The 13,079-nt window shown below is 61.3% G+C and carries 14 protein-coding genes; 5 read left to right on the forward strand and 9 right to left on the reverse strand.

Annotated features, from left to right (window positions below):
* Positions 1-40 precede the first annotated feature (40 nt).
* From adk to F1609_RS13105, 6 genes are all read right to left on the reverse strand, one after another.
* On the reverse strand, positions 41-697 hold the full coding sequence (adk, locus tag F1609_RS13080) for an adenylate kinase (RefSeq protein WP_167076866.1): 657 nt from the start codon (positions 695-697) through the stop codon (positions 41-43).
* Between the two features lie 186 nt (positions 698-883).
* Positions 884-1,636: a 3-deoxy-manno-octulosonate cytidylyltransferase gene (gene kdsB, locus F1609_RS13085; RefSeq protein ID WP_167076867.1), complete on the reverse strand. Its 753-nt coding sequence runs from the start codon at positions 1,634-1,636 to the stop codon at positions 884-886.
* A 3-nt stretch (positions 1,637-1,639) separates the two neighbouring features.
* Entirely contained in the window at positions 1,640-1,810 is a 171-nt protein-coding gene (locus F1609_RS13090; protein ID WP_126075954.1) for a Trm112 family protein, read from the reverse strand.
* A complete protein-coding gene (gene lpxK / locus F1609_RS13095) occupies positions 1,791-2,870 on the reverse strand; it encodes a tetraacyldisaccharide 4'-kinase (RefSeq protein WP_167076868.1) in 1,080 nt (359 codons plus the stop codon). The genes F1609_RS13090 and lpxK overlap by 20 nt, the downstream gene beginning before the upstream one ends.
* 39 nt (positions 2,871-2,909) lie before the next feature.
* The gene (locus F1609_RS13100; RefSeq protein ID WP_167077024.1) at positions 2,910-3,353 is read right to left on the reverse strand and encodes an ExbD/TolR family protein; all 444 of its coding nucleotides are present in this window, start codon (positions 3,351-3,353) and stop codon (positions 2,910-2,912) included.
* The gene (locus F1609_RS13105; RefSeq protein WP_167076869.1) at positions 3,353-3,958 is read right to left on the reverse strand and encodes a MotA/TolQ/ExbB proton channel family protein; all 606 of its coding nucleotides are present in this window, start codon (positions 3,956-3,958) and stop codon (positions 3,353-3,355) included. The genes F1609_RS13100 and F1609_RS13105 overlap by 1 nt, the downstream gene beginning before the upstream one ends.
* A gap of 1,019 nt (positions 3,959-4,977) precedes the next feature.
* On the opposite strand from F1609_RS13105, the gene xseA reads away from it, so the two are divergent.
* The 5 genes from xseA to F1609_RS13130 all read left to right on the forward strand — a co-directional run bounded on the left by xseA (position 4,978) and on the right by F1609_RS13130 (position 9,327).
* The gene (xseA, locus tag F1609_RS13110) at positions 4,978-6,348 is read left to right on the forward strand and encodes an exodeoxyribonuclease VII large subunit (protein WP_229421864.1); all 1,371 of its coding nucleotides are present in this window, start codon (positions 4,978-4,980) and stop codon (positions 6,346-6,348) included.
* 134 nt (positions 6,349-6,482) lie between these two features.
* Positions 6,483-7,061, forward strand: coding sequence for a superoxide dismutase [Fe] (gene sodB / locus F1609_RS13115; protein ID WP_167076870.1), 579 nt, complete (start codon positions 6,483-6,485; stop codon positions 7,059-7,061).
* A 91-nt stretch (positions 7,062-7,152) separates the two neighbouring features.
* Positions 7,153-7,701 carry a DUF4303 domain-containing protein gene (locus tag F1609_RS13120; RefSeq protein WP_167076871.1) on the forward strand — a complete coding sequence of 183 codons (549 nt, stop codon included), beginning with the start codon at positions 7,153-7,155 and terminating at the stop codon, positions 7,699-7,701.
* A 241-nt stretch (positions 7,702-7,942) separates the two neighbouring features.
* Complete coding sequence (locus F1609_RS13125) at positions 7,943-8,536, forward strand: hypothetical protein (RefSeq protein WP_167076872.1); 594 nt, start codon at positions 7,943-7,945, stop codon at positions 8,534-8,536.
* Positions 8,537-8,637: 101 nt separating this feature from the next.
* Positions 8,638-9,327, forward strand: coding sequence for a response regulator (locus tag F1609_RS13130; RefSeq protein WP_167076873.1), 690 nt, complete (start codon positions 8,638-8,640; stop codon positions 9,325-9,327).
* Positions 9,328-9,372: 45 nt separating this feature from the next.
* Here F1609_RS13130 and F1609_RS34090 read toward each other — a convergent pair whose 3' ends face one another.
* The 3 genes from F1609_RS34090 to F1609_RS13145 all read right to left on the reverse strand — a co-directional run bounded on the left by F1609_RS34090 (position 9,373) and on the right by F1609_RS13145 (position 13,079).
* A complete protein-coding gene (locus tag F1609_RS34090; protein ID WP_187363015.1) occupies positions 9,373-10,689 on the reverse strand; it encodes a hypothetical protein in 1,317 nt (438 codons plus the stop codon).
* A 195-nt stretch (positions 10,690-10,884) separates the two neighbouring features.
* Positions 10,885-12,222 (reverse strand): hypothetical protein, encoded by a 1,338-nt coding sequence (locus F1609_RS13140; RefSeq protein ID WP_167076874.1) that lies wholly within the window; start codon positions 12,220-12,222, stop codon positions 10,885-10,887.
* Between the two features lie 155 nt (positions 12,223-12,377).
* Positions 12,378-13,079 (reverse strand): hypothetical protein, encoded by a 702-nt coding sequence (locus F1609_RS13145; protein WP_167076875.1) that lies wholly within the window; start codon positions 13,077-13,079, stop codon positions 12,378-12,380.

Genomic DNA, 13,079 nt, shown 5'->3' on the forward strand with positions numbered 1-13,079 from the left:
AAAAAGCGGACCGAAGTCCGCTCTTGTGTTCTCGCTACAGTTATTCCGACAGTGCCGCGAACGCCGCCTCGCGGATTTGCTCGACCGGGCCGATGCCGGAGATGCGGCGGTACTTCGGTGCGCCGGGCAAGCCCGATTGCGCCCACTGGTTGTAGTAGCCCAGCAGTACTTCGGTCTGGTTATGGTAGACCGACAGGCGCTGCTTGACGATGTCTTCCTTGTCGTCGTCGCGCTGGATCAGCGCCTCGCCGGTGATATCGTCCACGTTGTCCACTTTTGGCGGATTGTTCGTGATGTGGTACACGCGCCCCGAACCCGGATGGGAACGGCGCCCGCTCATGCGCTCGACGATGAATTCGTCGGGCACGTTAATTTCGAGTACGTAATCGACGTCGATGCCGGCGTCTTTCATGGCGTCGGCTTGCGCGATGGTGCGCGGGAAACCGTCGAACAGGTAACCGTTCTGGCAGTCGGATTCCTTGAGGCGATTCTTGACCAGGCCGATCATGATGTCATCCGACACCAAACCGCCCGCATCCATCACTTTTTTCGCCGCAATGCCCAGCTCGGTTCCGGCCTTGATCGCGGCGCGCAACATGTCGCCGGTCGAGATTTGCGGAATATTGTATTTTTCCTTGATGAAGTTAGCTTGGGTGCCTTTGCCGGCTCCAGGAGCTCCTAACAGAATCAGACGCATGAACATTCCTAAAACAGATTTTAAAATTGGTGGCGATGCATACTTGACTACCTTGGTACGAAACTTACCACAAAAGTGCCGGAAAACGCCAATCCGAGGGCGTATTCGCCATTTTTTTGCTTGATCTGGCGCAAGCTATGCGTCGGTCCTGATGAGAACCGGCACACATGCTGCGCCGTAGCAAAGCTAACTTGCGTAATGCCGACGCACCCGTTCAAGATCTTCAGGGGTGTCGACGCCGGCCGCCGGTGCGCTGCTTGTGACATGCACGGCAATGGGGAAACCGTGCCACAGCACGCGCAACTGCTCAAGTGCTTCGACCGCTTCGAGCGGCGCAGGCTCCAGGCTTGGATAGGTTTGCAGGAAGGCATTCGTGTACGCGTACAGGCCAATATGGCGCAGCGCAACATAGTCCGCCGGCAGACTGTCCTTCGACTGCGCGAAGCGGTCGCGGTGCCACGGAATGGTGGCGCGCGAAAAATACATGGCGCGGCCAAGCTTGTCGAGCACCACCTTGACCACGTTCGGATTGAAGGCGTCGGCGGCCTCGTGCAGCGGATGGGCGCAGGTGGCCATCGGCACGTCCGGCCCGACCAGGGCCGCGCTGGCGGCCAGCAGGGCCGGGTCGATCAGCGGTTCGTCGCCCTGCAGGTTGACCACCACGGCATCGGGCGCAAGCCCCAAGGTGCGCGCCACTTCGGCGATGCGGTCGGTGCCGGATGGGTGGTCGGCGCGCGTCATGCACACTTCCACCCCGTGCTCGCGGCAGGCGCTAGCGATGGCCTCATGGTCGGTGGCGACGATGATCCGTTCGGCGCCGGAGGCGGCCGCGCGTTCTGCCACGCGCACCACCATCGGTTTGCCGCCCAGGTCGGCCAGCGGTTTGTCCGGCAGCCGGGTCGACGCCATGCGCGCCGGAATGATGACGATAAAGCCCATCGCTTACAGCGCGTCGATCTTGCGCGCCTGGTCGGCCCACATGATCGGAATGCCGTCGCGGATCGGAAACGCCAGGCGGTCGCCGCGGCAGATCAGTTCCTGGGCCTTTTTGTCCAGTTCGAGCGGGCCCTTGCATACAGGGCAGACCAGGATATCAAGCAGTCGAGCATCCACGACATTTCTCCACAATTTGTTGGGCCAGCGCGCCGTCAAGCTGCGCCGTCACCGGTACGACCCACAGTCTCGGGTCGTTTTTGAGATTTTCAATTTGCGCACATTTTACTGCATCCTTCTCGGTAATCAGGATGATGTCCGCATCGACAGCGGCAAAAGGCTGGTCGAGGAAATCGTGATGGTCCGGCAGCGCCAGCTCGATCACCTCCAGGCCGGCGCCGCGCAGCAAGGTGAAGAAGCGCTGCGGATTGCCGATGCCGCAGGCGGCAACGAGGCGCCGGCCGCGCAGGCTGGCAAGCGGCACGCGTTCGCCAGGGCGCAACAACGGTTCGGCGAACTCGCCGGCCAGCTGCATGCGGAACGGCTTGCCGCCCACCGCCGCGCGCACGGCCGGCGTGATGTCGGGCGCATTGACGATGGTGAAGTCGCGCCGGCGCGATGGCGCTTCGCGCAAGGGGCCGGCCGGCAGCAGCCAGCCGTTGCCGGCGCCGCGTCCGTCGAACAGCATGATTTCGATATCGCGCTGCAAGGCGTAGTGCTGCAAGCCGTCGTCGGTCAGGATCACGTCGATGTGCGGATGCGCGGCCAGCAAGGCGCGTCCGGCGGCGCCACGGTCGCGCCCCACCACCACCGGGCAGCCGGTGCGGCGTGCGATCAGGAGCGGCTCGTCGCCGACTTCGCGTGCGTGCGAGTCGGGGGTGACCTGGCGCGGGGCGCTGTCGCTGCCGCCATGCCCGCGCGAGATGATGCCGGGATTAAGACCGGCGGCGCGCAAGGCCTCGGCCAGCCAGATCGTCAGCGGCGTCTTGCCGGTGCCGCCGATAAAGATATTGCCGACCACGATGACCGGCACCGGCAGCCGGGTCGACTTCAGCACCCCGGCCCGAAACAGCAGCTTGCGCAAGCCGCTCAGGGCGCGAAACAGCAGGGAGAGCGGCCACAGCGCGCACGCGAGCGGGCCGCGCCGCAGCCAGGCGCGCGTGAGGGTCGTTTCGAGGGAGGAGGAGGTGGAAGACACGAGGTGGAAGGCACGAGGTGGAAGACACGAGGTGGAAGACATGCAGCGGCAGGCGAATCGCTTCGCCTGCGCTGTGTGAGCTTACTTCTTCTCGCCGGTCTGGGCGGCGAAGGTCAGCTTGTCGTAGCCTGCCATGCGCGCCGCTTCCATCACGTTGATGACCATCTGGTGCATCGCGAACTGGTCGGCGTTGATGACCACAACCGGGCTCTTCTCGCCCGTTGCCGCCGCCTGGCCGGCCGAGGCAGCCGCTTTCAGGTCGGCCGCCAGGTTGGCGACATTACTGAAAGAAACCGGCTGGTTGTTGATCGTGTAGTTACCCTTGGCATCGACCGTGACGTTCAGTTCGAACGGCTTTTCCAGCGCCTTCTCGGCGTCGGCGGTCGGCAAGGTAATCTTCAACTCGGTAAACTTGCTGTAGGTGGTCGTGACCATCAGGAAAATCAGCACCACCAGCAGCACATCGATGAAGGGGATCAGGTTGATCTCTGGATCTTCACGTTTCTGGCCGCGGCGAAAGTTCATCATTTGCGGGCACCGTGCACGATGTCGACGAACTTCACTGCTTGCAATTCCATATCGATGATGAAGCTGTCGACCAGGGCGCGGAAGTGGCGATAGGCAATCAGGGCCGGCATGGCGATGGCGATACCGAAGGCGGTGTTGTACAGCGCGACCGAAATACCGTGGGCCAGCTGGGCCGGATTGGCGCCGGTCGAGTTGGTCGAGCCGAAAATCTCGATCATGCCGACCACCGTGCCGAACAGACCCATCAGCGGGGCCAGCGAGGCGATGGTGCCGATCGTGGTCAGGAAGCGTTCCAGCACGTGGGCCACGCCGCGGCCGGCTTCTTCGATCGATTCTTTCATGACGTCGCGCGGGGCGTCGACATTGCGCAGGGCGGCGGCGAGCACGGTGCCGAGCGGCGAGTTCTTTTCCAGCGAGTCGATCACGTCTTTGGTGATTTTGCCGTTGTGATAGACGCGCACCACTTCATCAAGCAACTGCGGCGGCAGGATCTTGGCGCGGCGCAGATAAATAATGCGCTCGACGATCAACGCCAAGGCGACGAGTGAGGCGATCAGCAACGGCCAGATTGGCCAACCTGCAGCTTGAATAATGGGCAGCAAAACAAACTCCTGAGTAGATGGGGACGCGTGACTTGATTCTTGTTAAGAACGAACCCCGGCAATGTAACGTGTTTGCCCGTCACTCGGCAAGTCTACTTCTGCACACCTTCTGTGGATAAGATTGTGTGCAAGCAGGCATAAGTCGCCTTATGTCATTGATATTAAAGGTAAAGTTTGCCATGCGTAAAAACTAAGCATGTGGAAAATTAAAAATTACACCGATGTTCTGAACAAAAACTGTGGATAAGATTGTTAGCAATACCGGGGGTGGGGAGTCAAGTGCCTGATTCGAAAGGAAAAAATTTTCAAGCGCAAAAATGTGGCAGACAAGCGCTACAATCTTCTGCACATCTTTTGTGGATAAGATTGTGAGCAAAGCCGCCGCTTATGGCCTAAGTCCTTGCTTTCATTGAATAAAATGACTGTGCACAATAATGATGCAAGCGGGGATAAAGTGCGTTGCGGGCGCCCGGAACGGCCTTGCAGGCGCCCGTTTTCGGGTTTTCGGGTTGCGGTGGACAAGTCCAAGTGTTCTGCACACCTTTTGTGGACAACATTGTGAGCAAGCCGCTTAACTCATGGTTAAGCCCTTGATTTTAAACGGTAAAACGGTCGTGCTTAAATCGCAGGCAGGTGCGGCGCTGGCAAGTCCCGGTGGATCAGCGCGGCAGTTCTGCACAGCTTCTGTGGACAAGATTGTGTGCAATGTCGTTCTCGAACACGCAAGTGATTGATTACAAAAGGATTACAACCCGGTGCGCAAGTTTGAGGCAGGCCCGCCACGGTCAGTACGGCAAAACTTCCACACAATTTCTGTGGATAACTTTGTGAGCAACTCCCTGCGGGATCGTCAAAGTGCTTGATTTAACAGGCTTTTCGGGCATTGCACTGAAAACCGGCAGCACGGCTTTTTCTTTTAAAATCATCGACTTAGAAAAAACTCTTGTTGTTTTTGGCGAAATGTGACATAAGCATGACCGCCCCGACCTTCTGTGGACAGCTATTCCGGAACTCTTCCCATGCAAAACGATTTCGACCAAGATTTGCCCTTCAGTGCGCCAATGGCGCCGGCGGTACTGACCGTCACCGCGCTCAATGCCCAGGTGGCGCGCCTGCTGGAGCGCTCCTTTCCGCTGACCTGGATCAGCGGCGAAGTGTCCAATTTCACCAAGGCCAGTTCCGGCCACTGGTATTTCACGCTCAAGGACGACGCGGCCCAGGTGCGCGCCGTCATGTTCCGCGGCCGCGCCCAGTACGCCGGTTTTATCCCGCGCGAAGGCGACAAGGTGGAGGTACGCGCCCTGGTGACCCTGTACGGCGCGCGCGGCGACTACCAGATCAATGTGGAGGCGATCCGGCGCGCCGGCGTGGGGGCGCTGTACGAAGCCTTCCTGCGCCTGAAAGACAAGCTCGGCGCGCAGGGCCTGTTCGACCAGGAGCGCAAGCGTCCCCTGCCCTTGTTTACGCGCAGCGTCGGCATCGTCACCAGCCCGCAGGCGGCGGCGCTGCGCGATATCCTGTCCGCGCTCAGGCGCCGCGCGCCGCACGTGCGCATCGTGCTCTACCCGGCCCCGGTGCAGGGCCAGGGCGCGGCCGAGCGGATTGCCGGCGCGATCCAGGCCGCCTCGCGCCGCGCCGAGGTCGACGTGCTGCTGGTGTGCCGGGGAGGCGGCTCGATTGAAGACTTGTGGAGTTTTAACGAAGAAGTGGTGGCGCACGCGATCGCCAATTGCAGCATGCCGGTCATTGCCGGGGTCGGCCACGAGACCGATTTCACCATTGCCGACTTCGCCGCCGACCTGCGCGCGGCCACCCCCACCGCCGCCGCCGAACTGGCGGCCACCCCGCGCGCGGACTGGATCGCCTCGCTGGCGGCCGATGCCGGCGACCTGCGCCGCGCCATGCGCCACACCCTGAACGATGCGCACCAGGGCCTGGACAACTGGCAACGCCGCTTGCTCAGCCCGTCGGCGCGCATCAGCCACCAGCGCCTCGAACTGGTGGCGCTGTCGACCGCGCTGACGCACGCCGTGCGCGCGCCGGTGCAACGCCAGGGCTATCTGCTGGCGCAGTTGCGCGCGCGCTGGGCCAGCCATCGGCCCGATGTGCGCGCCCTGCGCAGCGAAATTTCCTCGCAGCAGCGCCGCTACGCCACCGCCCTGGCCAACCAGCTCGGCCAGAAGCGCGATGCGCTCGGCGCCCTGGCCGCCCAGCTCGAACTATTGAACCCGCAGCGCACCCTGGAGCGCGGCTACGCCATCGTGCGCGACGCCAAAGGCGCCGTGCTGCGTTCGCCGGCGCAGATCAAGCCGGGTCAGCCGCTCACGGTGCGCCTGGCCGAGGGCAGCGCCGAGGTCGGCGTGGCCAGCGTCCAGCCCCAGCTGGAGTGAACAAGGCGCGCGCGGCGGTCCGCACGGCAAGCTGGCTTGCCGACGCGAAGCAAATAAGCAACGAACGCGCATCCGAATTACAATAAGCACCGGTTCAGAATCATTGACGCTTTTCCAAACAAAAAGGACACATCATGGAACACACACTGCCGCCTCTGCCGTATGAAATGGACGCCCTGGCTCCCCACATTTCGAAAGAAACGCTGGAATACCACTACGGCAAGCATCACCAGACCTATGTGACCAACCTGAACAACCTGATCAAGGGTACCGAGTTCGAGAACCTGTCGCTCGAAGAGATTATCAAGAAATCCTCCGGCGGCGTGTTCAACAACGCAGCCCAGGTGTGGAACCACACCTTCTACTGGAACGGCATGAAGCCGGCCGGTGGCGGCGCGCCAAGCGGCAAAGTGGCCGACGCGATCAACGCCAAGTGGGGTTCGTTCGACAAATTCAAGGAAGAATTCACCAAGTCGTGCGTCGGCAACTTCGGTTCCGGCTGGACCTGGCTGGTGCAAAAAGCCGACGGCGGCGTTGACATCGTCAACACCTCGAACGCCGGCTGCCCGCTGACCACCGGCGACAAGCCACTGCTGACCTGCGACGTCTGGGAGCACGCTTACTACATCGACTACCGCAACGCCCGCGCCAAGTATGTCGAAACCTTCTGGGGCCTGGTCAACTGGGACTTCGTCGCGCAAAACGCGGCCTGAATGACCGACGCATGAATAACAGCCCGCCGATGCGGGCTGTATTTTTTTGTGGGTCGCCCACCTGCATCACTACAAGGAACAAGGATCCATCATGAAAGCACCGGACTTAACGCCGATCGAAGAACAGCTGTTCGCCCTGTCGATGGCGTCGATCCGCCAGTTTAGCGACGAGCATCCTGACGAGAGTTTCTATGGCTTCGGCATCGACTGCATGGCCGACAGCGGGATGTTCCTGCTGTGCTTTAACAGCGAGGCGGCCTTTGCCGAGACGGCAAAAGAATATATCGAGCGCTTCCAGTACAGCGCCGCCGACCTGGCCGCACTGAAAACCAATTTCGGCGACTGGAAATACCAGGATTTCAACCAGGACCAGCCACATTGGGAAGCGGGCTGGGGCGTATATCGCGACGCCATCGAAGCCTATAACTTTGCCGACGAGACCGAGATCGAGGAAGCACACGATTATGTCGAACAGTTAATGCGCTGCGCATGCCGCGTTTTGGTGCGCCTGGAGCGTTCCGGCATCTTTGAACGCACCAACATGGACCCCGGATTCACCACATCGGTGATGGACCACGATGAAGATCTCCAAGAAGCAACACTTCGATTAAATAGTGTCCGAGCGGAATTTAATGACTGATTGGATTTGCGATATATCACGATAGTTTTGTCAATCCATAATCACATTTCACCGCATCATCTAAGGCAATTTTCTTAAAAAGACGAATATGTACGCGGTTTATCAGTGTTGCTTTTCATGCACACAAATGTCCGTAGATCAGTCATAATGTTTCGCAACACGGCTGAGTTAGCCCTTCCGGACGATGACGGCGTACCCGCGCTTTTGATAGGAAAGTGACTTGAGAAGAATGGACGGTGACATGACTACCCCACACAAAGCCTGCCTGTTGCAGACTCTTCGTTCAACCCTGGGTTTTCCTGCATTGTCCGGACGTTCCATCGCCCTGCTGGCCTTTCCCGCCGCCTTGATGCTGAGCGGCGCGGCGCAGGCCGAGGCGGTCAATGCGGCGACCGCCGCCGTCTTCTCGAAACCGGCCATGCTCGGTTTGCAATTGTCGATCAAGGCCGGCGCCAAACAGGGCAAAGTCACGCCGGAACAATTGAAATGCGTGCAGGGCCTCGATCCGGCCAGTTTTGACGAGGTATTCAAGCAGTTGCTGGCGTCGAATCTCGACAGCAAGGAATTGATGCGCACCCAGTCCTTCATGGCCAAATCGGTCGGCAAGAAATTCGCCAAGCACGGTTATCTGGGGGTGTTCGCCGCCGCCGGCGAGCCGCTGCCGGAAGCGCTGCCGCGCTTTACCGAAGACGAAATGGTGGACTACGAACAGTTCCGCACCAGTTCGGCGGGCGAAAAGCTGGTTACCAATAAAGTCCTGGAAGCGCCGGCCGCAAGGACCATCCTGAACGAGCGCATCGAAAAGGTGCTGGAAACCTGCGTTCCGCAGCAATAAACCAAGCAAGTGTCATCAAAGTGTAGCAAATTGTCCGCAGCGGCCTGCAACTGCCTTTTTTCGTAGTAGCTCTTATACAATGGGCGGCTAGGAGAAAATTCATGTTTCGAGTCATGCTGGTGGAGGACGATGCGCGCCTTGCGCAATTGGTCATGGAGTACCTGGCCGGGTACGAATTTACAATCGACCTGGTTACGCGTGGCGATGCTGCGCTAGAACGTTTCAAGGCACTGAGCCCGGATGTGGTCATCCTCGACCTGATGCTGCCGGGCCTGGACGGCATGGTGGTGTGCCGCCAGATCCGCGAACTGAGCGAAACCCCGATCCTGATCCTCACCGCGCGCGAAGATTCCTACGATGAAGTGTCGGTGCTGGAACAGGGCGCGGACGATTTCGTCAACAAGCCGGTCCAGCCGCGCGTGCTGCTGGCGCGCCTGCGCGCCCTGCTGCGGCGCGCCCAAGGCAAGTCGGGCAACGCCGATCCGGCGGCGCTCGAATTCGGCGCCCTGTCGATCATCGCCAGCGACCGCGTGGTGACGTGGCGCGGCGAGCATTGCCTGCTCAGCAATACCGAATACAAGCTGCTGCTGGTACTGGCTGAATCGGCCGGAAGAGTGCTCTCGCGCGACGCCCTGCTCAAGAAAATGCGCGGCATCGAATTCGACGGGCTCGACCGCAGCATCGATAACTGCATCTCCAAGCTGCGCCGCAAGTTCGACGACGTCGATTCCGAAAAAATCAAGACCGTATGGGGCGAAGGCTACCTTTTTTCGCCGTCGGCCTGGGCTTGACGGGTCGCTGTTGCGCGCCGCCAGCGGCGACGCGCAAAGTGCCGGTCAGCGCGAGTACGATACCTGCGTCACGAATTCGACCGGCTCCTCGGTCTTGTCCAGCACCGCGATCGCCACCGGCAAATTCGATTCCATGACCGGAAAACCCTGGTTGTAGCGTCCCAGGGCGCTCACGACCGTGGTCACGCGCAGCCTGCCGCCGACGCGCTCGATACTGCCAATATCGATGCCGAACCCGCCATTCTCGGTTTCGCCGAGAAAGGACGCCACCACCATCTGTTTGCTGAAGTCCACGCTCGGATACTCCGACGTTGGGAAGGTACCTTCCAGCAGCGCGGCCAGGGCCACCGAATCCCTGACGACCACCTGGCGCGGTTGTCTCACCAACTGTGCCGACAGTCTGAATTGGCGGAACGCGAGATCCTCAGCTTGAACGGATTCAAACACGACCTGGGCATCGCTGCGGTCGATCACCACCATTTCCATCGGCGTCGCCGACACGGCGGCGCAAGCGGTGCCAGGCGTGACAGCGTCGCCTTGTTGATACGCAGCCACCAGTTTGTCGCCGCTGACCCGCACCGAGCGCAGGCCGATCTTGTTGCAGCCACCACCGGCGCCACCGAACAGGGCAATCACCATCTCATTCTTGAAAACGACTTTTGGCAACGGCGCCGGACTGGCCTTGCCGGCGTTATGTTCGGCCCATACTGCGGCCAGCGTGGCGGCGTCGCGGATCACCAGCTGGCGCGGCGCCTGGACGCCCGAAAAACTATCCTTCGCCAGCGGATTGAGGGGCATGAGGCTGGCCTCCCTGGGCAAGAACAGGAATTCCTGCACGCTCATGCCATCCAGAACCTCAGGCACGTATTTTTGCGCAAAGGTCATCCTTTGGAACAAGGGAAGCATCGCAGGATCGGTGCATTTGTGGGAGAAGCGCCCGTCGTTACCCGTGCACACGATGACGTCCGGCGTAGCGCCATATAGCGTGTATCGGGCGAGCATCAAGGAATTGTCGGGCAGGGGGCAGATCCCCTTCACGGCCGAGAGCACATACTTGCGGTCGAACACGACCAGGCGGTTGAAAGATTGAGCGCATTCCATTTCCTGCGCACGCTGCACGAACGGGGCCATGTTAACGCCAATGTCCTCAGGCGGGGTTGGCGTCGGGGTTGGCGTCGGGGTTGGCGTCGGTGTTGGTGTTGGCGTTGGCGTTGGCGTCGGCGTTGGCGTCGGCATAGGCGTCGGGGTCGGCACTGGCGCTGGGACTGGCGTCGGCGTGGAATCGCCGTCGCCACCGCAGGCGGCCAGCAACAGCAAACCAGCCAGTGGAAGAACAAGGTGCAAGCGTTTGGCGCGGGTCATGGACAATCTTTCAAGAACACGCACGAGGCGGCAGCCCGCACATGAAAATATTAATTTAAAATAAATATTGCATGCGCGAATAGTAAACGCTTCCCCGGCACTCGTCCACGCCCGCGCGAAACGAACTCATCGGAAGAAGCGGCCAACGGCGCGCCGGCCGGCGCCCGTTTCCTCCCCTTCCGATGTACAGCCGTGTTACCGGTACAGCGACATCTGTTCGACAAACTCGACCGCCTCGTCGCTGCGCTCAAGCACGACGAAGCTCACCGGGCTGGTCAGGCTGGTGGTAAAGAGGGCGCGGTTGTAACGGCCCGGGGCGGATTCGATCACGCTCACGCGCAGTTTGCCGCCGAGGCGCTCGATGCCGCCGATTCCAATGCCGTAACCGCCGTACGCCTTGCCGCCTGCAAAGGCGGCCACCACCATCTGCTTGCTGAAATCGATCTCCGGCAAGGCGGTAAGCTGAATGTGCTGCTTCCACAAGGCCGCCCACGCTTGCGCATCCTTGATGATCAGGCGCTGCGGGTCGCCGTAGGTCTGCGCGTTGCTCTCCTCCAGGCCGCGAAACGCCACGGCTTGCGGCGCGACCTGGGTGAACGTCACCGGCGTATCGATGCGGTCGACCACGACCAGCTCCATCGGGGTGTTGATGGCGAGGGTGCAGACGGTGCCGACCGGGACCGTGTCTTGTCCGTACTCGACCACCAGCCCGGCGCCGGCGCTGCGCACGGCACGGATGGCGAACTTGCCGCAAGCGCTGGTGTTGCCGCCGAACACGGCGATGACCATTTCGGTGTCGAAATTGACCGGGCTGATGTCCTTGTTGACCGGTCCGCTCCAGAGCGAGGCCAGGGTGGCCGCGTCGCGGATCACTTGCTGGCGCGCGCCCTCGACTCCCGAGTGGGCGTTCCGCGCCAGCGAGTAGAACGGCAGGCGGGTGCCCTCCTTCGGCAGGAAACGGATTTCCTCGAGCAGCGCGCCTTCACGTACCGTTTCCCCGCGCACCTGCATGGACACCATGTTGTCCATCAGCGGGTACAAGGCCGGATCGGTGCAGCCGCGCTTGACGGCGCGCCGGAGGTCGTCCATGGTGAACGAGCACAGCTTTTCATCGGCGGTCTTGCCGTACAACACGTATTTCTCGACCGTGCTGGCACACGTGCCTTCCGCCGCCGAGAACACGTATTTTTTGTTGGCCACAAACAGGCGGTTCGAATACTGGCCGCAGGTGGTTTCGCGGGCGCGCTGCACGAAAGGCTCCACGGTGATCCCCGCCACCACGCGATCGGACTTGAGTGCCTCGCCAGGCAGCGATATCACGATGTCGGGCATCGGCGGCGGAATGATTATCTCGACCGGCTGCGACATGACCGGCGGCAGCGGGGCCGGATTGCCGGGCTGCGGCAGTGGGGCCTGGACTGGCGGCGGCGCCGGCGTGGCGGCCGGTGCCGGATCGCTGCCGCCGCCGCAGGCGGCGAGCAGCATGGCGCTGGCCAGAGGGACGGCGAAACGCAGGTAGTTTGCTTGGGTCATGGGAGTGTCTCGAAAAATCGGGCGCGTCGCACGCCCTCTGGTGGAAAGATTAACTAATTTAGAAGATTGCCTAAAGAATAGTAACCTTTGCACCATCGTCCGGTTGTGGTCGCTATGTGTCGAAATTGTCTCCACTTGTCGACACGCGCCGGCTCTTACTCGAGCAGCGGCGCGATCGCCAGCGGCGCGCTCTGCGTCACCAGCTGGCCCTTGTCGGCATGGTCGCCGAAGCGGTAGTTGACGACCCTGAAACCCTCGTTGTTGTCGTCGCCGAAGGTGGCGCCGTCGGTCACCGCCAGCAGGGCCACATCGCCGCTGCCGTTGCGCAGCTTGACCACCGGATCGGCGCCCTTGCGCTGGTAGCTCAGGCGCACGCCGCTGCAGCGCCTGGCGCGGGCCGAGGAATCGACATGGCGCAGGTACACCAGCGCCTGCTCGCAGGCGGCGCGCAGGTCGCTCGTTTCGTACACGCCGTCCGAGCGCACCACGATCGAGACGCGCGCGCGGAACACGTACTGGCTCACGTTGCTGGTCAGGGCCAGGGTGGCGTTATCGTCGTAGGCGGCTTTGAGCAAGGGGAAGACGGCGCGCCCGGTCGCATCCAGCGGCAGGCTCAGGTTGCTGGCCTTGCTGAGCAGACTCAGCTGCAAGCCGGCGCCCAGCACGCCCTTCTCTTTCAACATGACCTGTAGATGATTCTGCAAAAAATTCTTGGGCCTGCCGTACTTTTCAAAGACCACCATCGCGCGGTAGGCATCGCGATAGCTGAGCCACTCCCCGGCCGCATCATCGGCCGTCACGCCGCCTGCCGTCAACAGCAAGGCTAGCAAGGCGGAAACGTGGCGAACGAATGGCAT

This window comes from Massilia aquatica (assembly GCF_011682045.1).
In the GTDB taxonomy this organism is placed as follows: Bacteria; Pseudomonadota; Gammaproteobacteria; order Burkholderiales; family Burkholderiaceae_D; genus Telluria_A; species Telluria_A aquatica.

Excerpts from the sequence above, each read along its gene's own strand:
- adk (WP_167076866.1), bottom strand. The coding sequence starts at position 697 with ATGCGTCTGATTCTGTTAGGAGCTCCTGGAGCCGGCAAAGGCACCCAA.
- kdsB (WP_167076867.1), bottom strand. The coding sequence starts at position 1,636 with ATGGGCTTTATCGTCATCATTCCGGCGCGCATGGCGTCGACCCGGCTG.
- lpxK (WP_167076868.1), bottom strand. The coding sequence starts at position 2,870 with ATGTCTTCCACCTCGTGTCTTCCACCTCGTGCCTTCCACCTCGTGTCT.
- F1609_RS13100 (WP_167077024.1), bottom strand. The coding sequence starts at position 3,353 with ATGAACTTTCGCCGCGGCCAGAAACGTGAAGATCCAGAGATCAACCTG.
- xseA (WP_229421864.1), top strand. The coding sequence starts at position 4,978 with ATGCAAAACGATTTCGACCAAGATTTGCCCTTCAGTGCGCCAATGGCG.
- sodB (WP_167076870.1), top strand. The coding sequence starts at position 6,483 with ATGGAACACACACTGCCGCCTCTGCCGTATGAAATGGACGCCCTGGCT.
- F1609_RS13120 (WP_167076871.1), top strand. The coding sequence starts at position 7,153 with ATGAAAGCACCGGACTTAACGCCGATCGAAGAACAGCTGTTCGCCCTG.
- F1609_RS13125 (WP_167076872.1), top strand. The coding sequence starts at position 7,943 with ATGACTACCCCACACAAAGCCTGCCTGTTGCAGACTCTTCGTTCAACC.
- F1609_RS13130 (WP_167076873.1), top strand. The coding sequence starts at position 8,638 with ATGTTTCGAGTCATGCTGGTGGAGGACGATGCGCGCCTTGCGCAATTG.
- F1609_RS34090 (WP_187363015.1), bottom strand. The coding sequence starts at position 10,689 with ATGACCCGCGCCAAACGCTTGCACCTTGTTCTTCCACTGGCTGGTTTG.
- F1609_RS13140 (WP_167076874.1), bottom strand. The coding sequence starts at position 12,222 with ATGACCCAAGCAAACTACCTGCGTTTCGCCGTCCCTCTGGCCAGCGCC.
- F1609_RS13145 (WP_167076875.1), bottom strand. The coding sequence starts at position 13,079 with ATGCCATTCGTTCGCCACGTTTCCGCCTTGCTAGCCTTGCTGTTGACG.